This is a genomic window from Gemella sp. GH3 (assembly GCF_013415425.1).
Classification (GTDB): domain Bacteria; phylum Bacillota; class Bacilli; order Staphylococcales; family Gemellaceae; genus Gemelliphila.
Map to the genome: position 1 here is coordinate 15,703 of NZ_JACBYC010000087.1, position 21,384 is coordinate 37,086.

Below are 21,384 nucleotides of genomic sequence, written 5' to 3' on the forward strand. Positions count from 1 at the left end.
TATGGCTAAGAAAAAAGAAATAAAAACAAATGCTATGCGTTTATTAGATGATAACAGTATAAATTATAATCATTATAGTTTTGCAGCAGATAGTGAGGCTGCAAGAACAGGTGTAGGAGTTGCAGATATTATAGGAAAAAATCATAATCAAGTCTTTAAGACTATATTAACTACTGACGGTAAAGGTAATAATTTTGTGGCAGTAGTTATGAGTGAAGATAGTATTGATTTCAAAAAATTAGCTAAAGAAGCAGGTGTGAAATCATTAAGTATGCTACCGTTAAAAGATTTAACTGTTACTACAGGTTATGAAAAAGGAGGATGTTCACCTTTTGCTATGAAAAAAACTTTTCCAACTTTTGTTGATATAAAAAGTCAAGATGTAGAAACGATAATAATATCAGCAGGAAAAGTAGGACATCAAATAGAAGTAAAACCTAAAGTATTAGAAGAATTAATATCTGCTAAAGTAGTAGATATTACAAAATAAAATATTATAATTAGAAAGTAGTAATTTAATAAAAAACTTATCCTAACGTTTTAGGATAAGTTTTTTTGTATAATGCAAACAATATAATCTTATAGTAAGTGATTATCAAAATAATTATTATAAGATAAGGAAATAAATTATAGAAGAATGAAAATTTTCAGAAAATAGAGATATTTAAGTGTAATATTTATTAAAATAAGAGAAAAATCTAAATATTATAAAATATTATTTGATAAAGATGACGACGAGTGCTATAATCAAGTAAATATATTGGTTTCAGATACTTTTAATAAAAAGATGCTAATATAAATTAGTTAGTAATACAAGATAATTCTTACTAAACATTTTAATTCAATATATGATAATATATTGCCTACTAACTATAATTAATTTAAAAGATTTAAATTTGAAATATATACTTTGTAATTGTTTTTTATGATTAATACGGATGTTAATTTTATTGATTATATAAAATAAAAATTTAAAAAGTAGGACATAATATGAAAAAAATAAAAGAATTTTTAATTTATATATTAAATATTGAAATAATGGGGTTTCTGTTTATTCTAATGAATTATTATTTAAGTGATTCAACAAGTTATTTACCAAGTTCATTTACTGCTAATAAAAGTCTGTATACAATTTAGCATTGACGTTTCTTGTTATAGGAATAGTACAGTATTATGCAGATAAATTGTATGTTAAATTCAATTGGCAAATAGCTACTTTACTTCATTATTTGCTTGTAGTAGGTTCGATTTTAGCAGGGTTTTACTACTTGCAATTTATATCTAACTTAACAAATTTTGTATCAATATTAATTTCTATATCAGTATTTTACGGAGCTGTGTGGATATATAATTACAAAAAGAAAGAATTAGCGCTTAGTAGAAAAAGGAAATAAGGTTATATATCAATAAGTAACACTTATAATATGTTAAATGTACGTTGTTATTAGAATGAATAACTATAATGTTTGTAGAATCTCTATTTCCAACTTAAACAATAACTTTTAAGTGGTAACAACAAAACTCTCGTCAATAAATAGGCGAGAGTTTTTTTATTTGAATAACTAATAATTAAGTTATAAATTATCTTATTGTTTCTAATATTTGTTGTGCTGTTGCTAAATTTATATGTTTTTCTTGCGTTAGTTTTTTTGCGACAATATCAGCCTCACTTTCATTAGCTCCAGCAAGCATTGCTAATGATTTTGCGTGAAGTTTCATATGCCCTTGTTGTATTCCTACACTGACTAATGCCTTTAATGCAGCGAAATTTTGTGCTAAACCTACGGATACTATTATAGTTGCCAATGTTTTTGCATCGGGGTTATTCATAATTTCGTGTGCAATTTTTACAGTGTCGTTTAAACCTATAGATCCACCAACACTAGCTACGGGCATAGGTAATGTTAGCTCGCCGTTTAGTTTATCGCTATTTTTATCAAAATTCCAAGTAGCTAGTCCACGATACTTGTTATCTTTAACTGCGTAAGCGTGGCAAGCAGCTTCTACAGCTCGCCAATCATTTCCACTAGCAATTACAATAGCATCAATTCCGTTAAAAATTCCTTTATTGTGAGTAGTAGCTCTATATACATCAGCTTGTGCTAACTTGCTAGCTAGAGATATTTTGTGTGCTATATTTCTAGCTTCTAATATATCTTTATTAAGTGTAGAAACATCAATAGTACAAGTTGCTTTTACCAACGACTTAGTAGCATAATTAGATAATATCCCCATCAAAGCAGTACCGTTAGTCAAAGTTTCAAGAGTAGGTTTTATGGCTTCAAGCATAGTGTTTAGAATGTTAGCTCCCATAGCCTCTTTAACATCAACGGTTAAATATACTACCAAAAATGAAGTGTCTTCAAAATTAATAATTTCGTGAGAAATATCACAAGCTCCGCCTCCACGTTTAACTATTGATGGGTGGGCTTCATTCGCAAGTTTTAATAGTGAGGTTCCTTCTCGTTGTAGGTTTTCTAAAGCTAAATCTATATTTTCTACATCATATAGTGCTACCTGTCCTATCATTTTTCTATCTAGTATATCTGCGCTAAATCCTCCAGATTTTCCTATTGTTTTGGCTGCATTATTACAAGCAGCTATTACTGATGGTTCTTCTGTTACCATAGGAATAGTATAAGGCTTATTGTTTACAATAAAGTTATTAACAACTCCAAATGGTAGAGCAAACGTTCCTATATGATTTTCCGCCATTTTTCCTGCTATATTAACATCTAGCGTTTGATTATTTAATAATTTGTCTGCACTTTCGTTAGATATTATTTGTTCTTCTTTTAAAATATTAATACGGTCTTCTCTAGTTTTTTTATAAAAATTGGAAAATGTCATAGTATCTTATCCTTAAATAAATTTCTTTTACTATAATACTATCATATAAATAATTATATTTCCATTTTTATCTTTTAATTTATTATTAAATAAAAACTAGTTTTAATCAATTTGTAAACCTTATCATAGTGTTTGGTTAATTTGTTGAAATGTGATATACTACAAGTGGAAATAATTTTTAAGTGGGTGTATTTAATTATAGATAATTAATTATAATAAGGGAGGAAATTATGTATACTAAAAAACTTAAATTATTAACTTTGATGCTTACAGCACTTTTCGTAATAGGCTGTGCTAATACGAAAGATGATAAAATGGAGAAGATTAATGAACAAATAGGTAGTTCTGCATTTGATAGGACAATGGATTCTTATGAGATAACTAGTAAAAAAGAATTAAATAGTATAAAAAAATATGACGCAATTAATTTATATCAAGAGCATTCTAGTAACGAAAGAGAACATTTGTTTTACCGCAAAAATGAAGATTATATTTATAAGCATATAGGAGATAAATTATATAATCAGAAGATTCTTTATAATGTAGGTGATTTCGTTAAGATAGATATTAATAAGGTTAGTACAAGTAACGATTTTACCAATTTTGATAATATACTATTAGTTTACAAAACAGTAAATATATCTCCAAAATTAGATGTCTTATATAATGATGTGTCATTAAAAATAAATGATAACAAAAAATTTGACATTTACGGAAAGATTATTATAAAAAATAAAAATTTATCCGAAGAAGAAAAACAATTTTTTGAGGAATATGCAAAAGTATTTAAAGATAGAATGATTTATAATGATAGTATTATTGTAATGAAATTCAATGTTTCAGATGATAATGAAATAATTTAAAATTTAGCCTTTACGTTAATTATTAGGAGAAATTTAATGACAGATAGTTTATTATCTGTTGTAAATCATTAACCCAGCTTAAAAAATTTTACAAAATGCGGTAACTAGACGACTTTTTCTTTAAAATCTAAAAATTAAGGGAGCATATAAAATGATTAGTAATGAAAATTTGTACAATGAAATTTCTTTGTTAAAACAAGTTCTTAATGAAATTAATGAGTATTTTAAAAAATAGGGCAAAGAAATTTCATTTTACTTAAATTGTATAAATATAGGATTAAACAGTGAAGAAATAGAGGATTTATTTTCAATGTATTTGCAAGAAACTAAAAATTTAGATATAAATGAGTTGGAACAAATAATTGTAAATCCTAGTTATTTAATTAATATTACAAAAAAACATTTTAGCAAAGTAAGATATATGAATGAAGAAGTTATAAAAAATCTTGTAAAATCTTTTGTGTATAACTATACAATACTAAATAAAAAATTAATAATTAGTTAGCTTTTAATTTTATAGTGATATATTAATCAATGATTTTATGTTATAACCAAAGTTAGATATGGTAGTTGTGTTTATTGGGAAGAAGAAAATTAAGGAGAAAAATTATGGAGCATAAAAAACTTATAACAAGAAACCTTATACAAACGGTAGTATTTGTATTAATTATATCTATATGGAGTTACATAGATACAAGATATATACATATATTGAAAATACCTATTACACAATCTCACATGACTTATTTAACAAAAATTGTAATTCTAGTTTTTTTGTCGGGTATTATAATAACGATAGTTCAGATAATTATTCTTAATATAAAAGAAAAAGACGACCAATAGTCGTCTTTTTCTTTTATATACAAAATAATAAATTTATTTGTAAAACATAATTTAGTTATTTGTTATTTTTTACGTAAATACGCTTGTGATTTTCTATTTTCTCTAGTTTAAATGGCATTTTGTCATTGTTTGTTTCGAAAATAGCATTTCCGTCGTTATCAACTTCTATAGTTTTGAAGAATATGTCTTCGTACTCTGCAACACTAAGGCGTGTACGCGTTGAAAAATCTTTTTCTAAGCGATTTTCTTTTACATTTTCTTTAAATCCTTTTACTAAAGTTAAACTAAATATTTCACAAACAGCCCCACTACCATAACTATACAGAGCAATATTATCTCCAGCTTTTAAGGTATTACTTTGTTCTATTAGCGATAATAAACTTAGAAATAGTGAGCCAGTATAGATATTACCTACTTTTTGGCTATATATTATAGAATTATTAAAGTTTTTATTTAAAGTTTCTTTAGTGTCGTTATTTACATCTTCAGGTAATATACTATTTAATCCTTTTAATCCCAATTTTGGAAATGGTAGATGGAAACAAATTGCTTTAAAGTCTTCTATATCTTTATTGTTAGTTTTTAAATATTGATTCCAAGTAGTAGTTAAGCAGTCTAGGTATAATTGTGTTGAGAATTTTCCGTCAACATAAGGATATATTGAATAGTTAGGACGCCAAAAATCCATTAAATCACGTGTCTGATATACATTATCATTATTTAATATAGCTATTTTCGGATCTTTCTTTATTAACATTGCGACACTTCCTGCGCCTTGTGTTGATTCTCCTCCAGATTTTACACCATATTTTGCTATATCACTAGCAATAACTAAAACACGTGAGTTAGGTCTATTCTTAATGTGATTACGTGCCATTTCTAATCCGGCAGTAGCTCCGTAGCAAGCTTGTTTTATTTCTATAGATCTTGCAAAAGGTTGGATAGCTAATAGTGAGTGTATAAATACTGATGCAGCTTTACTTTGATCAATACCAGTTTCGCTTCCTACTATAATCATATCTATTAGTTGTTTATCTTCGTCATCTAGTATTTCTAAAGCGGCAGCAGCACCTAAAGTAACTATATCTTGAGTTCTTGGGGCTACACTCATTTCTAGTTGCATTAAGCCTTTTGTAAATTTATCTGGTTCTATGCCTCTATTTTCTGCTAAATCTTTAATGTCTAAATAGTAATTAGGCATAGCAAAACCTATTTTGTCAATTCCAATGTTCATATTGTTTGCCTTTCTGAAACTTTATTTTCTTGATATTAATAGAGATATACCTTGTCCACCACCGATACAAAGAGAACAAAGTCCATAATTTTTATTTTGTCTAACTAATTCGTGGACTAAAGTAACTAGAATTCTAGTACCGCTTGCGCCGATAGGGTGTCCTAAAGCGATAGCTCCACCGTTTACGTTGATTTTTTCTTTAGGTATATTTAATTCTCTTATTACAGCTATAGATTGTGTAGCAAATGCCTCGTTTAGTTCATAAAGATCTATATCATCTATATTCATATTTTGTTTATTTAACAATTTTTTTGTTGCATTTATAGGTCCTAATCCCATCAATTTATGATCTATGCCACATGTTGCGAAATTTTCTATATATGCTAGAGGCTTTATATTAAGGTCTTTTACTTTTGATTCTGCCATAAGTATTACTACTGCAACACCGTCATTAATTCCTGAGGAGTTACCAGCAGTTACTATTCCATATTTTTTGAACGCTGGTTTTAAAGTTGCTAGTTTTTCTAGCGATGTTTCTCTAGGATATTCGTCAATTTCAAAAATTGTTTCGCTTTTTTTTGTTTTTATTGTTAGTGGTACTATTTCGTCTTTAAATTTATTGTTATTGATAGCTTGTTTGGCTTTTTGTTGACTTTCTAATGAAAATTTATCGGCTTCTTCTCTAGTTATGTTGTATTTAGTTGCTATATCTTCAGCGGTAATTCCCATATGATAATTTTCGAAATCATCAGTTAAACCGTCGTGAATAAGACCATCTATTAACTCTGTGTTTCCTAACTGTTTACCAAAACGATTAGTTTTTGAGATGTACGGAGCTTGGCTCATAAATTCTACACCACCACATATAACTATATCATTTTCGCCTAGCATAATACTGCTTGCTCCAAGAGTTACACTCTTTAGTCCAGAGCCACATACTTTATTTACTACATATGCTGATACTTCTTTTGGCAAACCTGCTTTTATTGCAGCTTGTCGAGCAATGTTTTGTCCTAGTCCAGCACTTAATACATTCCCTATAATAACTTCATCAATTTGATTTTTGTCTAGCTTTATTTTATCTAATGAATATTTTATAACTTCAGACGTAGCGTAGGCAGGATTTGTATCTTTTAATGATCCTCCGAAAGATCCTATCGCTGATCTGTAAGCAGATACTATAGCTACTCTTTCCATAGTTATGCTCCTATAATATTAATTTTATATTTAAAGTATATTTTACTATAAAAAAATTGCAAATACAACTTATGAAACTATTGATAAGTTGTATTAATTATTTATAAGTATATAGCTTTAGTTTTATAATTAATTTTTTTATTTAATATAGTAATTTATATGGTAATTTTTGTTGTATATACAACAAAAATTATTATTATGTAACTATAAAATAAATAGAAAAATTTTTGAGCCTTAAGCTAATGATTTGATTTTTGTTATATATACAACAAAAATTGAACTTTCATCTAAATCTATTTTATTTTCATAATTTAATCATTAATAAAATGGCTAGTAATCAACAATTTATTTTATTTTATGGAAATATAAGAAAACATAATCAAAATAGGACTAGTACAGTTTTGAAAAATAACGATAAAAAACTATAACAGTTATATTAAAATGAAAATGATTATCATATAAAAAAATTGTGTTACATTAGAAAACGCAATTACTGAGACACGCATACAAGCTTTATGCTATAGTATTTATACGGTTATAAATTTTAGCTAAACTGTTATAAAATTATATAACTTTTTTTTCAAAAAACGCTTGTATTTTTAAAGTTTCTGTATTACAATAACAGATGAGTAGGAGGGAACGAACCACTACTTTTTAATAAAAAATTTTTAGGAAAGGAGGAGACCTTATGTATAAATTTAATGTTGAAAAGATAACAATACCTTTGAAACAACATGTAGGTGCACCATGTAAGCCTATTGTTGAAGTAGGTCAAAAGGTAAAACGTGGAGAATTGATTGCTATTCCTAATGGTTTGGGAGCTAATATTCATAGTAGTTTGTCTGGGGTTATCGAAGCAGTTACAGAATCTGAATTAGTATTAAAATTAGATGAAGTACAGAGTGATGACTATGTAAAATTAGCCAAAACAGATGATTATCTTCAAAAAATTAAAGATGCAGGAATAGTTGGTTTAGGTGGAGCAGGATTTCCTGTAGGTATAAAATTATCTACAAGAATTGAAGGTGGTTATATCCTAGCTAATGCCGCTGAGTGTGAGCCTATACTATCTCATAACATTAAATATATGGAAGAACATCCAGAAGTTATTATTCGTGGCTTAAAGTACATGATGGAAATTACAGGAGCTGCGCATGCTTATATAGCTATGAAAACTAAGTATAGAAAAGCGTTGTTAACTATTGGTAAAGCGTGTAAAGATGAACCAAATATTTCTGTAAAAATTTTATCTGATATGTATCCAGCTGGAGATGAGCGTGTTATTGTTAGAGAAGTTCTAGGGAAAGTTTTAGAAATAGGACAACTTCCTCTTGAAGCTAATGCAGTAGTATCTAATATCGAAACAATTAGAAGAATAGCAGAAGCTATAGAAGATGATAAGCCTCTTATTGATAAAGATGTAACTGTTGGAGGAAGAGTTAAGTCAGGAAGAGTATTCTTTGACGTGCCTATTGGACTTCCTTTAGGAGAATTTATTGATCAAGCTGGTGGATATATTAAGCCTCATGGAGAGATTGTTCGAGGAGGTCCCTTTACAGGTAAGAGTGCGAAACATGAATCACCAATCGACAAAACAACAGGTGGTATTTTAGTAGCTATGCCTTATCCTACTGGAAAAGAAAAAGTAGGTATTCTTATTTGTGAGTGTGGAGCTGGAGAAGATAGACTTAGAGAAATAGCAGAAGGAATGGGATCAGAAGTTGTATCTGTGCAGATGTGTAAGAGAATGAAGCCAGATAAGAATGGAAGATATCGTTGTGAGCTTCCAGGTATTTGTCCAGGGCAAGCAGAAAAAGTCTTGAAGATGAAAAAAGACGGAGCCGATGCAGTAATAGCAGGGACATGTGAGGATTGAACTAATACGGTGACAGGAGTAGCTCCTAGGTTAGGAGTGGCAGTATACCATAGTACCGATCATGTTTTAAGAGGTTCCAACCATAGATTATATAGAAGTATAATGAAAAAATAAATTTATTTTAGGAGGAAATATAAATGGCAATTACGTTAGAAACGGCAAAAGATCATTTAAACGACAAAGCGGTACTATGCTGTAGAGCAGAAGAAGGAGTAGTAATAGGACCAGAAAATCTAGAAGATCCAGCATTATTTGATGACTTGGTAGATTCAGGGTTGCTAACATTTCCAGAGGATGCTCTAACTATAGGTCAAGTATTAGGAGCTAAATTAGTAAAAACTTGTGATTCATTAGTACCTTTAACACCAGCGGTTATTGATAAAGTACAAGGTGGAGCAGAAAAAGAAGAAGTTGTGGAAAAAGCAGAAGAAACAGTAGCAAAAGTTGAAGAAGTAGAACCTGTACAAAGTGTATCATCTGTTGCTCCAGTAGCACCAGTTGGACAACAAGTGCTTAAACTTCACATTGACGAAGGACGTGGAATTGATATAGAAATTCCTGTGTCAGCTTTCGCTAGTCAAGTAGCGCCTGCTAAAGCACCTACTGAAACAGTAACAAAAGCAGTGGAAGATGTAAAAGAGGTTGCAGCATTAACAGCAGCACTTGCTGAAGAAAAACAAGTAGAAGCAAAATTAATTAGAGAATTATTAACAAAACATTATAAAATAGAAAAAGTAGAGTTCGGAGAAAAAACAGAAATTAAAGGAACAACTTTAGTTTTAAGAAACCCTGAAGAATTATGTAAAGAAGCTGTAGATTTAGAAGAGTTAGTAGAAGATATGAAAATCGAAATCATAACTCCTGATAAATATGATACTTACAGTGAAACAATTATGGACGTACAACCTATCGCTTGTAAAGAAGAAGGAGAATTAGGACACGGTATTTCACGTGAACTTAAAGGTGTAGTAATGGTTCTTACAGGAACTGATGCTAACGGAGTACAAATCGGAGAGTTCGGTTCTTCTGAAGGAGAATTAGAGCGTAACATTATGTGGGGGCGTCCAGGTGCACCAGATAAAGGAGAAATCTTTATTAAAGGACAAGTTACTATTAAAGCAGGAGCTAACATGGAGCGTCCAGGACCATTAGCAGCTCACAAAGCTTTTGATTATGTAACAGAGGAAATTAGAAAAGCATTGAAAGCTGTAAAAGATGATAGCTTAGTAGTTGGAGATGTTAACATCAAGCAATACCGTCGTCCAGGAAACAAAAAAGTTCTTGTAGTAAAAGAAATAATGGGACAAGGTGCAATGCACGATAACTTAATCTTACCAGTAGAACCAGTAGGAACTTTAGGAGCAAAACCAAACGTAGACTTAGGAAACTTACCAGTAATGTTAGCTCCAACAGAATTATTAGATGGAGGAGTTCATGCTTTAACTTGTATAGGACCAGCATCTAAAGAATGTTCAAGACACTACTATCGTGAGCCGTTAGTATTAGAAGCAATGGCTGATGAAGAAATTGATTTAGTGGGGGTATTATTAGTAGGATCACCTCAAGCTAACTCTGAGAAATTCTATGTATCAAAACGTCTAGGTATGACTATAGAAGCTATGGACTTAGATGGAGTTATTGTTACAACAGAAGGATTTGGTAACAACCATATTGACTTTGCATCACATATAGAAGAAGTAGGAAAACGTGGTGTAGCTGTAGTTGGTATGACTTATTCAGCACAACAAGGGGCATTAGTAGTAGGTAACCAATATATGGACGCTATGGTAGATAACAACAAATCTAAACAAGGTATAGAAAACGAAATTCTTTCTAATAATACATTATGTAAAGAAGATGCTATCCGTGCATTAGCTATGTTAAAAACAAAAATGGGTGGAGGATCAATCAAAAAACCTGAAAGAAAATGGAATCCATCAGTTAAAGATAATAACATAGAAGTTATCGAAAAAACTACAGGACAAAAAATAGACTTAGTAGAAAACGAGCAAGTGCTTCCTAAGAGTAAAAAACGCCAAGAAATTTACGAAAAAGAAGAGTAATTTAATATGTATGATAAATTAAAATATGCTTCTACAGAAAGAGTATTTGAAGGAATCATAGTAGACTTTAACGATGCAAGTGTAACTATAGATATAAAGGGTCGTTTGGGACAATTCAAAATTCCTATGCGTATGTTAATATCGCAACACGAAGTAAAAATTGGACAAGAAGTAGCATTTTTACTGAGTTATCCAGAAGTCTTAGATCCAGAGCCTAATGAACATTATGTTAGTGCTATTCAAAATACTAAAAAATTAAAAGAAGAAGTACAAAACAGAAGAAAAGAAGATTAAGAGAGGAGAAACTAGAATGTCATTAACGGTATTTGAAGGTTTACAATCAGAAATATACGTACCAATTACACCAAAACCAGTTTGGGCGCCAGTAACTAAAGAGCTAAAAGATATGAAAGTAGCATTAGCAACTGCAGCGGGGGTACATTTAAAAACAGACGCAAGATTTAATTTAGCAGGGGATACTAGTTATAGAGTAGTTCCTAATGAAGCAGGAAGTTCAGCACTTATGGTATCACACGGAGGATATGATAATGCTGATGCCAATAGAGATATTAACTGTATGTTCCCTATTGATAGATTAAATGAATTAGCAGAAGCAGGATTTATAGGAAGTGTAGCACCTAATCACTATGGATTTATGGGTGGAGGAGGAAACCAAGAGGTTTTCACTGATGAAACAGGACCAGAAATCGCAAAAAGATTAGTAGAAGAAGGTGTAGACGCAGTAGTTATGACAGCTGGTTGAGGTACTTGCCATAGAACTGCCGTGATCGTGCAGAGAGCAATTGAAGAAGCTGGGATACCAACAATTCTTATCGCAGCATTACCACCAGTAGTACGTCAAAATGGTACACCTAGATCGGTAGCACCATTAGTTCCTATGGGAGCTAACGCTGGAGAACCTAACAATGTAGAGCAACAAACAGCTATATTAAAAGATACATTACAACAATTAATAGAGATACCAAGTGCAGGTAAAATAGTACCACTTCCATATGAGTACATAGCACAAATCTAAGAAAGTAGGGAGGTTATATCCTCCCTATTTTTTAGCAATATTTTCTTTTTGGCAATAGTTAGCTACATAATTATTGGTGGAAGTATAGTGGAGTTGATCGTATGCAAAGTAATAAATTACAAATTAAGGTTTTTCATATAAATGATGTACAATTAGCCAGCAAAACAAAAATAGCTGATAATAAACTATTTTTGAGTACAGAAGTAGAGTATGATAAAAATATTTTTGAAAATGTAGCAATAAAAATTATAAAACCCAAAGAGCATAACATATACGTAAATACAATAATGGATATTGTTCCTATTTCTACAAAAGTATTGGGAAGATTAGGAGAAGGAATTACACATACATTAACAGGTGCAAAAGTTTTATTAACAGGAGCTAATACCGAAGGATATCAAATGCATGAATTTGGTTCTTCTGAAGGTATTTTACAAGAAAAATTAGTTCTAAATAAAGCAGGAACACCTAGCGATAATGATTACTTAATTCATATTGATGTAATAATAAAACCAGATATAAAATTCGACAGACAATTGGCATTTTCTATATTTGAATTATCAGATGTATATATTCAAAATATAAGAGAAGTTATGAAAATGTTAAGTGGTAGAGAAGCTGACGAAGTACACGAATACTATAATACAAAAAATCCGGGTAAACCTAAAGTGGTACTTGTAAAGGAAATAGCAGGGCAAGGAATGATGTATGATAATTTAGTATTTCCTGCTGAGCCTAGCGGTATGGATAAAGGTATTTCTATAATAGATATGCAAAATATGCCCGTTTTGCTTACTCCAAATGAGTATCGTGACGGAGCTATAAGAGCAATGGTGTAAAGGAGGTAATAAAATGGGAATAGGACCATCAACAAAAGAAACGAGTTTACATCATTTTAGAGATCCTTTGTTGGATGTTTTGGCTACAGATCCGGAAATAGATTTTCAAGGTGTAGTATTAGTAGGTACGCCTCAGGACAATAGATTAAAAAATTTGGTAGGATTTAGAGCAGCTGTTTGGCTAGACGCTATGCGTACGGACGGAGCTATTATTTCAGCAGATGGCTGGGGAAATAGTGACGTAGATTATGCCAATACTATGTTTGAAATTGGAGAAAGAGGTATATCTATCGTCGGTTTAAAATTTATGGGTAAACATAAATTTGTCGTCGAGAATGAATATACAAAATATGTTATTGATTTTAACAAATCTGAAGAAGGTATAGAAACAGAAATCGTAGGTCAAAACAATATTGATTATGTTGATGCACGAAAAGCTTTGGGATTATTAAAATTAAAAATGAGAAAAGATGGAAAATTTTAAAGGAGAGGTAAATCATGAAATTCAATAAACTTATATCAGTTATAGACACACATGCAGCAGGAGAACCTGCAAGATTAGTTACAGCTGGTATTCCTAAAATACCTGGAAAAAATATGGTAGAGAAAAAACAATATTTAATTGATCATATGGATCATATTAGAAAGTCTGTTATGTTTGAGCCACGTGGACATCAAGATATGTTTGGAGCATTCGTAGTATCTCCTACTGTAGATGAAGCGGACTTTGGTTTAATATTTATGGACACAGGTGGATATTTAAATATGTGTGGTCATAATACTATAGCAGGAGTAACAGCATCTATTGAAACTGGAATGGTTGATGTAGAAGAAGGTGCTACAGAAAAAGAAGTAGTAGTAGAAACTCCAGCAGGATTAATTAGAGCAACAGCTAAACTAGCTCAAGATAGACTAAAAGTAAAAGAAGTATCTTTTAAAAATGTTGAATCATTTTTATGCAAAGAAGATGTAGAGTTAGATGTAGAAGGTGTTGGAAAAGTTAAGTTAGATATTTCTTTTGGTGGAAGTTTCTTTGCTATTCTTTCGGCAGATCAATTAGGAGTAACGGTTTCTCCAGAAAATGCATCAATACTGAAAGAATACGGACTAAAAATTAGAGATGCAGTTAATGCACAAGTAGAAATACAACATCCAACATTAAAACATATTAAAACAGTAGATTTAGTAGAAATATATGACAAACCTACTCATCCAGAAGCTACATATAAAAATGTAGTAGTTTTCGGTGATGGTAATATCGATCGTTCACCTTGTGGAACAGGAACATCTGCTAAATTAGCTACTCTTTATCATAAGGGCGAGTTAAAAGTAGGGGAGCCATTTGTATATGAAAGTATACTAGGTACAATATTCAAAGGAAGAATATTAGAAGAAACTAAATTGGAAGAATACAATGCTATTATTCCAGAAATTACAGGTTCAGGATATATTACTGGATTTAGTAATTATGTATATGATCCAGAAGATCCGTTAACTTATGGATTCTTACTTGGATAGCGAAAGGAGAATATATTAAGATGAATTTATTAACGATTTTGTTAGTGTCTTTAGGAGCAGGAGGAGCGTATTTCGTTGCTTTATGGGCTATAGACATTATTAAAAATAAAAATAACTTAGGGAAAGAAAACCCTATTATAGGATTTATTATAGGATTTGTTACAGACTTTTTCGATACTTTAGGTATAGGAAGTTTCGCTCCTACAACTATGTTAATGCAAGTAACAAGATTTTTGAAAAATGATAAATTAATACCGGGTACATTAAATGTTTCACATACAATTCCAGTATTAACAGAAGCGTTTATTTTCTTAGCAGCAGTAGAAGTAGAAGGGGTAACGTTATTCTCTATGGTAATTGCAGCAATAATTGGTGCAATAATTGGTGCAAGATTTGTTAACAAGTTACCTGAAAAACAAATTCAAATTATTATGGGAATCTGTTTACTTGTTACAGCAGGACTTATGATAGCAGGACAATTCGGATTAATAGCTGGTTTAGGAACAGGTACAGCTATCGGATTAACAGGAGTAAAATTAGTTATAGGTGTAGTGGTTAACTTTGTTCTTGGAGCATTAATGATGGCAGGTGTAGGGTTATATGCACCATGTATGGCTACAGTTTATATGCTAGGACTTAATCCTTTAGTTGCGTTCCCTATTATGATGGCTTCTTGTGCAGGTCTTATGGCTATTGGATCACCAGAATTTATTAAAGCTGGTAACTATACAAGAATAGGATCTTTAGCTATAACTGTCGGGGGAATATTAGGGGTTTATGTAGCAGCTACATTCGTAAAAAAAATGGATTTAAAAGTTCTAACATGGGTTATTATAGTAGTAGTAATATTCACAGCTATATCAATGCTACGTAAAGGTCTAAAAAATAAAGTAGAAGTATAGAAAATATAATAAGTAATACAGTTTTGCGCTGAAAGACAGGCCAATAGGTCTGTCTTTTTATTATTTTGTGCAGTATATATAACTTATATCTAAGTTTTCGTAAATTCTATGCTATTATGTAGTAATTTTATATGTATTATTTTTGTAAATAATAATTTCTACATATGTTAAAAAATATTATTTATACAGAAAAATTGTAGAAAATATTTATTAATAATGCTAAAATACTAAATTAGATAAAGTAAAAGGAGATATTATAAATGTTAAAAAATTATAAAAGTTATTTACCAAATATAGTAGCTATTGTGTACACAGTGTTACTAGCTATTATAATTTCATTATCATTAAATAGTAATCCGTTATCTAATTTTGAGCTGAGTCACGATTCTGCTATGTTTCAGTATTTTGGATATGCAATGGATAAAGGGTTTATAGTTTACAAAGATATATTTGATCATAAAGGACCATTTATATTTATTTTTAATTATATAGCTATAGTATTAGGAAAATACGGTCTTTATTTAGTTGAACTGTTTTTCTTAACTTTATTTTTAATTTTTGTTTATAAAACAGCTAAGTTGTATGTGAATTTAATTAACTCATTGATTATCACTACTTTAGTTTCACTTTTTATACCTTATTTATATGAAGGAGGAAATACAGTAGAAGAGTATGCTACACCTTTTATGATGATTTCGCTTTACATATTTTCTAAATATTTCTTGAACAAAGAAGTAACGAATATACATATAATTTTGCTAGGTATTAGTTTTTCTATAGTTGCCTTAATAAGATTTAATATGATTTCTATATGGTGTATTTTTGTATTAGTAATACTAATAAATTTAATTTCTAAGCAAGAATATAAGCTGTTAATTAATTATATTTTTAATTTTATTATAGGAATATTGATTATTTTCTTGCCGCTAGGTATATATTTATATGTTAATAATGCTTTATATGAAGCATTTTATCAATCTTTTATTTTTAATATGTATTATATAGGCGACGGGGAAAGCATTTTGCACGTGTTAAGAAGTTTTTCTCTACGCCCAGTTATAATTATGATGTGTGTTGTTTTTGGTAGTTCGTTAATTTTTATTAATTATAAAGATAAATATCATTTGGCTATAGTGGGGAGTATAATTTTAACTTCTGTGTCTGTGTTATTATCTAAAAGAGATTATCCACATTATTTACTAGCTTTATTACCGTTAATGGCTGCTTCTTTAGTATTTATATTCCAAAAAATTACATTTAATTTTAAATATTTACTAGCTATTTTAATACTTAGTTTCCCTATTATAATGGATAACTTTATTATATTTTCTTATAGAAATGTTACCTCTTATAGTAAAATTGCTTCTTCTATAAATGAAGTTCAAAATATGACATACAATAATGAACTAAATATGTCTGAGATACAGAAAGTTAGTGAATATGTAAGAAATAATACCAATAATGAAGATTTAATATATACTCATAGATTATCAGGAAATATTTATTTGGAAAGTGATAGGCTTGCTAATACAAAATATTTTGCTTTGCCTGCAACTGATGTAACAAATAATGAAAAAGTTGTATCAGAATTTTTTGAAAGTATGAACAACAGCCGTCCTAAACTTCTAGTAGTTTATAGAAGTTTTGCTGAAAATGAGCAAGAAGGTTTTGAATTAGATTTTCAAAAATATATTTTAAATAACTATAAAGTTGTCTACGAAACAGATAGTTATTTAGTATATAAGTAACATATTATAAAATAATTGCTTTTATAGTTAATTCTTTGAAAATATGTTTGTCTATGTTATAATGAAGGGGATAATCAGATTTTAGAGGTATAGAAATGAGCGTATTGAAAAAGTTTAATGATATGTTCTCATCAGAAGAAGATGAGATATATGAAGAAAGAGAAGTATCGCAATCTGTAGAAAGAGTTGCAAAGTCTTCAAATAAAAAAGATGGTAAATTAGTAAATAAGCAATCTTTAATAAATAAAGGTGAAGTTATTTTAAGAGAACCTTTAGTTTTTGCAGACAGCAAAGATATAATAGATGATATTAAAGCTAATAAAGTAGTTATTCTTAATTTAACTAAATTAGATTTACAAACAGCTGATAGATTACTAGACTTTATTTATGGTGGAATGTATGCTATTGATGCTAAGTTGAAAATAATAGGTGAAGAAATTTATCTATGCGTACCTAAAGGTGTTGAGGTAGCAGGAGAGTTTTCGGAAGGAGAATATTAATTTGCTAGATAGTAGTTTCTTAATATGGCTATATACATTTATTAAATATTTATTTAGAATCTATGAAGGATCCTTAATAATTTATATTTTGTCTAGTTGGTTTCCTATTTCACGTGATAATTTTATTTTGAAATTTTTGGAAGATATATGTGAACCGTACCTAAAAATATTTAGAAAAATATTACCACCTGTTGCTATGATTGATTTCTCTCCAATTATAGCTATAATTGCTCTTGGGTTTATAGAGCGAATAATTTACTCTATTATTTTCGGCGTATCTTTATTTTAAGCTATGAAGAATTTGAGTTTTTTTTCTAGAGAAGAGCAGGATATAGCTAGTGAATTAAATAATAATATTGATTTAAGTTCATCTAAGAATATATTAACTAACTTCCTAACTGTTTTGGAAAGTAATGTTTTAAAAAAATTAGCAGGTCAATATAATATAAGTAAGTTGGAGTTTTTTGGCGGTTTTGAGGACGCAGAGAGAGTACGTGCAAAGGTAATAGTTAACGAATATTATGATATTAGCTATAATATAGTTTGCTTATCTTCAAAGTTCAACAGTAAATTTCATAGTATTAAACATAAAGATGTTCTAGGAGCTGTACATAACCTAGGTATAAACTACAATAGAATTGGCGATATTATTGTAGATAATGAACAAATTTTCATTTTTGTAGACGAACAAATAGCTAGTTACATAATGTTAAATTTGAGTCGTATCGGTAAAGCTATTCTTAATTTTGAAATTATAGATAATTTAGAAAATATAACTATTACAAAAGAATATAAAAGTACAGAAATTGTAGCTTCTTCTTTTAGGTTAGACATTATAGTTGCAAAAATTACAAATAAATCTCGCAGTAAAGTAAAGGAATTTTTGCAAAAAGATTATATTAAGCTTAATCATATTGTAATTAATAACGGCGAAAAAACTTGTAGTGTCGGCGACGTTATTTCAATAAGGAAGTACGGAAGATTTGTACTAAAAGATTTTAAACAAAATAACAAAACATTAAAGTATAGAATAACTGTGGATAAACTTGTTTAACCATAGTTATTTTTTATTGTTATATATAATATTAATATTTATTTAATATAATTGTTCATATGATTCAGTACTATAAATATAGTATTTCATAGTTTTGAATCTGTAATAGCTAATAGTATATCTATTTAAAATGTAATGAAAATATAATATAAATTATAAAAAAAGTTGATATAATATATATTGTTAAAATATTACATTATTATAGTAAAGATTAGTTTATTTTTAGGAGAATATTATGAAGAATAGTAAATTAAGAAAAACATTATTAATGCTATCTGTTATGAGTTCGCCTTTTGTATTGTCTGAAGTAATAGATAGCAATATATCAGAAGCAAATGTAAAAAACGGAAAAATAGAAGAGAACGGCAAAACGTACTTCTACAAAAACGGAACAAAACAAACGGATATTCTAGAAACAATAGATGGAAAACAATACTACTTTGAGCATAGAGATTGGGGAAGCAATATGGCGGTAAATAAATGGTCATATAGTGGACGAAATAAGATGTGGTATTATAGCGATGCAAACGGAGTAGTAACGAAATCAAGTGTTCTTTCACCGTATGCTAAAAATGGAAAAATAGAAGAGAACGGCAAAACATATTTCTACAGAAACGGAGAAAAACAAACAGATGTTCTAGAAACAATAAACGGTAAACAATACTATTTTGAGCATAGAGATTGGGGAAGCAATATGGCGGTAAATAAATGGTCATATAGTGGACGAAATAAGATGTGGTATTATAGTGATACAAACGGAGTAGTAACGAAATCAAGTAAAGATTCACCGTATAATAAGAATGAAGAAAATACACAAAATAATAATAGTAATCAATCTATAAATAGTAAAGTAGTATTTATAGATCCAGGTCACGGAGGGTCTGATTCTGGAGCTTCTTATTACGGATTAAAAGAAAAAGACTTAGCACTTCAGGTTTATAATAAACTTTATTCTGCACTTCAAGGTCAAGGGTATACAGTATTGTCTAGTAGAACTACAGATAAATATGTAGATGTTGCAACAGAAAGATCGGCTATGGCTAATAGAAGTAATGCAGATATATTTATTAGTTTGCATTTTAATGCTAGTGGTAGGGGTACAGGATCGTCAGCACAAGGAATAGAAACTTATTGGTATCAAAGTTATGCACAATATCCTTCAAAAATAAATAAAGATAAACACGATGATCCAGAAAGATTAAAAAATAGTAAACTTCTTGCAGAAGCTCTTCACAACAACTTAATAGGCAGCACGGGAGCAGTTAATAGAGGTATACATAGAAATACATTTGCCGTTTTAAGAGAAACTGCAATTCCTGCTGTATTGTTAGAACTAGGATATATGGATAATTATTCAGAATCTCAAAAAATACGTCAATCTAGTTATCAAGACAAACTAGTAGCAGGAATAGTAAAAGGAATAAATGCTTATGTAGGTAATTTCTCGGGAAATGTATCAAAAGGAAACAACCAAACATCTAAAAATGGACTAGTACAAGAGAATGGCAAAACATATCTTTACAAGAATGGAGAAAAGCAATCAGATGTATTAGAAACAATAAATGGAAAACAATATTATTTTGAGCCAGCAGGCTGGGGAAGTAATATGGCAATAAGCAAATGGTCAAGAAGCGAAAAAACAAATATTTGGTATTATAGTGATGCAAATGGAGTAGTAACAAAGGCAGAAAATAGAGATTCGCAAATAAAAAATGGACTAGTACAAGAGAATGGCAAAACATATCTTTATAAAAATGGAGAAAAGCAATCAGATGTATTAGAAACAATAAATGGGAAACAATATTACTTTGAACCAGCAAGTTGGGGAAGTAATATGGCAATAAGCAAATGGTCAAGAAGCGAAAAAACAAATATTTGGTATTATAGTGATGCAAATGGAGTAGTAACAAAGGCAGAAAATAGAGATTCACAAATAAAAAATGGACTAGTACAAGAGAATGGCAAAACATATCTTTATAAAAATGGTGTAAAGCAATCAGATGTATTAGAAATAATAAATGGAAAACAATATTACTTTGAGCCAGCAAGTTGGGGAAGTAATATGGCAATAAGTAAATGGTCAAGAAGCGAAAAGACAAATATTTGGTATTATAGTGATGCAAATGGAGTAGTAACGCAGACAAAAGCAGAAGAGCCACAAACTAACTCTAATAACTATGTTACTTATTACAAACAAAATGATCCTTCTTGGGGTTATAGAAGGTATGGAAGATGGACTCTGGCTGCTGCAGGATGTGTTCCAACATCACTTTCTATGGCTATTTCTACATTGAAAACACCAGTTAAACCGTATGAATTAGCAGATTATTTATATAATAATACAAATTACTTTAATAAGAGTGGAATAGGTACTTTATCGCAAGCAGTACCACAAACGCTTAGTAGATATGGGTTAAATTATAGGCTTATAACTAGTTCTGATCAGCTAAAAAGAGAACTTGCTAATGGACATATAATTTATGCAGCTGTAGGAAATAGTGCTTTTGTTTCACCAGGGTATACTCATGCAGTAATACTTAGAGGAATAGATTCAAACGGAAATACAACAGTTTATAATCCTGTTAGTAAATATGGAGTAAATAAATATAATTATAATTTTGTATGGCAAAGTAAGAGTTGGGATAAAGATGACTATATTAATGGCTCAACACCCATGATAGCTATATATTAAAATTTTAGAAATATAAATTATTAATCTTATATAATAAAATCTAATTTTATTAATGTATGAAAATTATAACAAATGAGTAGGATATTTAATCACTGCTCATTTGTTTTTTATAAGAATACTATAATAAAGAAATTATTAAAAATTAATATAAAAAATAATAACTTATGAC

General features: G+C 29.6%; 22 protein-coding genes. 19 read left to right on the top strand and 3 right to left on the bottom strand.

All coding sequences use genetic code 11. The features are described from left to right. The first annotated feature begins 1 nt into the window (after position 1). Positions 2–490 carry an aminoacyl-tRNA deacylase gene (locus HZY83_RS02780; RefSeq protein ID WP_179942552.1) on the top strand — a complete coding sequence of 163 codons (489 nt, stop codon included), beginning with the start codon at positions 2–4 and terminating at the stop codon, positions 488–490. A gap of 694 nt (positions 491–1,184) precedes the next feature. Continuing rightward, the gene (locus tag HZY83_RS02785) at positions 1,185–1,394 is read left to right on the top strand and encodes a hypothetical protein (protein WP_179942553.1); all 210 of its coding nucleotides are present in this window, start codon (positions 1,185–1,187) and stop codon (positions 1,392–1,394) included. 187 nt (positions 1,395–1,581) lie between these two features. Here the strand turns inward: HZY83_RS02785 and HZY83_RS02790 are convergent, their stop codons facing one another. After that, complete coding sequence (locus HZY83_RS02790) at positions 1,582–2,850, bottom strand: hydroxymethylglutaryl-CoA reductase, degradative (protein ID WP_179942554.1); 1,269 nt, start codon at positions 2,848–2,850, stop codon at positions 1,582–1,584. A 230-nt stretch (positions 2,851–3,080) separates the two neighbouring features. On the opposite strand from HZY83_RS02790, the gene HZY83_RS02795 reads away from it, so the two are divergent. From HZY83_RS02795 to HZY83_RS02805, 3 genes are all read left to right on the top strand, one after another. Further along, a complete protein-coding gene (locus tag HZY83_RS02795) occupies positions 3,081–3,713 on the top strand; it encodes a hypothetical protein (protein WP_179942555.1) in 633 nt (210 codons plus the stop codon). A gap of 310 nt (positions 3,714–4,023) precedes the next feature. After that, positions 4,024–4,218 (top strand): hypothetical protein, encoded by a 195-nt coding sequence (locus tag HZY83_RS02800; protein ID WP_179942556.1) that lies wholly within the window; start codon positions 4,024–4,026, stop codon positions 4,216–4,218. Positions 4,219–4,322: 104 nt separating this feature from the next. Next, positions 4,323–4,556, top strand: coding sequence for a hypothetical protein (locus tag HZY83_RS02805; RefSeq protein ID WP_179942557.1), 234 nt, complete (start codon positions 4,323–4,325; stop codon positions 4,554–4,556). Between the two features lie 55 nt (positions 4,557–4,611). Here the strand turns inward: HZY83_RS02805 and HZY83_RS02810 are convergent, their stop codons facing one another. Further along, complete coding sequence (locus HZY83_RS02810; RefSeq protein ID WP_179942558.1) at positions 4,612–5,790, bottom strand: hydroxymethylglutaryl-CoA synthase; 1,179 nt, start codon at positions 5,788–5,790, stop codon at positions 4,612–4,614. 21 nt (positions 5,791–5,811) lie between these two features. Beyond that, the gene (locus HZY83_RS02815) at positions 5,812–6,987 is read right to left on the bottom strand and encodes an acetyl-CoA C-acetyltransferase (RefSeq protein ID WP_179942559.1); all 1,176 of its coding nucleotides are present in this window, start codon (positions 6,985–6,987) and stop codon (positions 5,812–5,814) included. A 688-nt stretch (positions 6,988–7,675) separates the two neighbouring features. Here HZY83_RS02815 and prdC point away from each other — a divergent pair. The 14 genes from prdC to HZY83_RS02880 all read left to right on the top strand — a co-directional run bounded on the left by prdC (position 7,676) and on the right by HZY83_RS02880 (position 21,215). Beyond that, complete coding sequence (gene prdC, locus HZY83_RS02820) at positions 7,676–8,863, top strand: proline reductase-associated electron transfer protein PrdC (RefSeq protein WP_218925319.1); 1,188 nt, start codon at positions 7,676–7,678, stop codon at positions 8,861–8,863. A gap of 137 nt (positions 8,864–9,000) precedes the next feature. Next, positions 9,001–10,926, top strand: coding sequence for a D-proline reductase (dithiol) proprotein PrdA (gene prdA / locus HZY83_RS02825; RefSeq protein WP_179942561.1), 1,926 nt, complete (start codon positions 9,001–9,003; stop codon positions 10,924–10,926). Between the two features lie 6 nt (positions 10,927–10,932). Then, complete coding sequence (locus HZY83_RS02830; RefSeq protein WP_179942562.1) at positions 10,933–11,220, top strand: CBO2463/CBO2479 domain-containing protein; 288 nt, start codon at positions 10,933–10,935, stop codon at positions 11,218–11,220. A gap of 16 nt (positions 11,221–11,236) precedes the next feature. Continuing rightward, positions 11,237–11,689, top strand: coding sequence for a glycine/sarcosine/betaine reductase selenoprotein B family protein (locus tag HZY83_RS08620; protein WP_218925320.1), 453 nt, complete (start codon positions 11,237–11,239; stop codon positions 11,687–11,689). Positions 11,690–11,710: 21 nt separating this feature from the next. Further along, positions 11,711–11,962, top strand: coding sequence for a hypothetical protein (locus HZY83_RS08625; protein WP_218925321.1), 252 nt, complete (start codon positions 11,711–11,713; stop codon positions 11,960–11,962). A gap of 101 nt (positions 11,963–12,063) precedes the next feature. Then, positions 12,064–12,801 carry a proline reductase cluster protein PrdD gene (gene prdD, locus HZY83_RS02840; protein ID WP_179942564.1) on the top strand — a complete coding sequence of 246 codons (738 nt, stop codon included), beginning with the start codon at positions 12,064–12,066 and terminating at the stop codon, positions 12,799–12,801. A 13-nt stretch (positions 12,802–12,814) separates the two neighbouring features. Then, positions 12,815–13,285: a glycine/sarcosine/betaine reductase component B subunit gene (locus HZY83_RS02845; protein WP_179942565.1), complete on the top strand. Its 471-nt coding sequence runs from the start codon at positions 12,815–12,817 to the stop codon at positions 13,283–13,285. 14 nt (positions 13,286–13,299) lie between these two features. After that, complete coding sequence (locus tag HZY83_RS02850) at positions 13,300–14,319, top strand: proline racemase family protein (RefSeq protein ID WP_179942566.1); 1,020 nt, start codon at positions 13,300–13,302, stop codon at positions 14,317–14,319. A gap of 20 nt (positions 14,320–14,339) precedes the next feature. Continuing rightward, on the top strand, positions 14,340–15,221 hold the full coding sequence (locus HZY83_RS02855; protein WP_179942567.1) for a TSUP family transporter: 882 nt from the start codon (positions 14,340–14,342) through the stop codon (positions 15,219–15,221). A gap of 260 nt (positions 15,222–15,481) precedes the next feature. After that, a complete protein-coding gene (locus tag HZY83_RS02860) occupies positions 15,482–16,969 on the top strand; it encodes a hypothetical protein (RefSeq protein ID WP_179942568.1) in 1,488 nt (495 codons plus the stop codon). A 95-nt stretch (positions 16,970–17,064) separates the two neighbouring features. Continuing rightward, positions 17,065–17,469, top strand: a complete 405-nt coding sequence (locus HZY83_RS02865) for a cell division protein SepF (protein ID WP_179942569.1) — start codon at positions 17,065–17,067, stop codon at positions 17,467–17,469. Between the two features lies 1 nt (position 17,470). Continuing rightward, positions 17,471–17,758, top strand: a complete 288-nt coding sequence (locus tag HZY83_RS02870) for a YggT family protein (protein ID WP_179942570.1) — start codon at positions 17,471–17,473, stop codon at positions 17,756–17,758. Positions 17,759–17,761: 3 nt separating this feature from the next. Then, complete coding sequence (locus HZY83_RS02875) at positions 17,762–18,523, top strand: YlmH/Sll1252 family protein (protein ID WP_179942571.1); 762 nt, start codon at positions 17,762–17,764, stop codon at positions 18,521–18,523. 235 nt (positions 18,524–18,758) lie between these two features. Beyond that, positions 18,759–21,215 (top strand): N-acetylmuramoyl-L-alanine amidase, encoded by a 2,457-nt coding sequence (locus tag HZY83_RS02880; protein ID WP_179942572.1) that lies wholly within the window; start codon positions 18,759–18,761, stop codon positions 21,213–21,215. Positions 21,216–21,384: the final 169 nt, after the last annotated feature.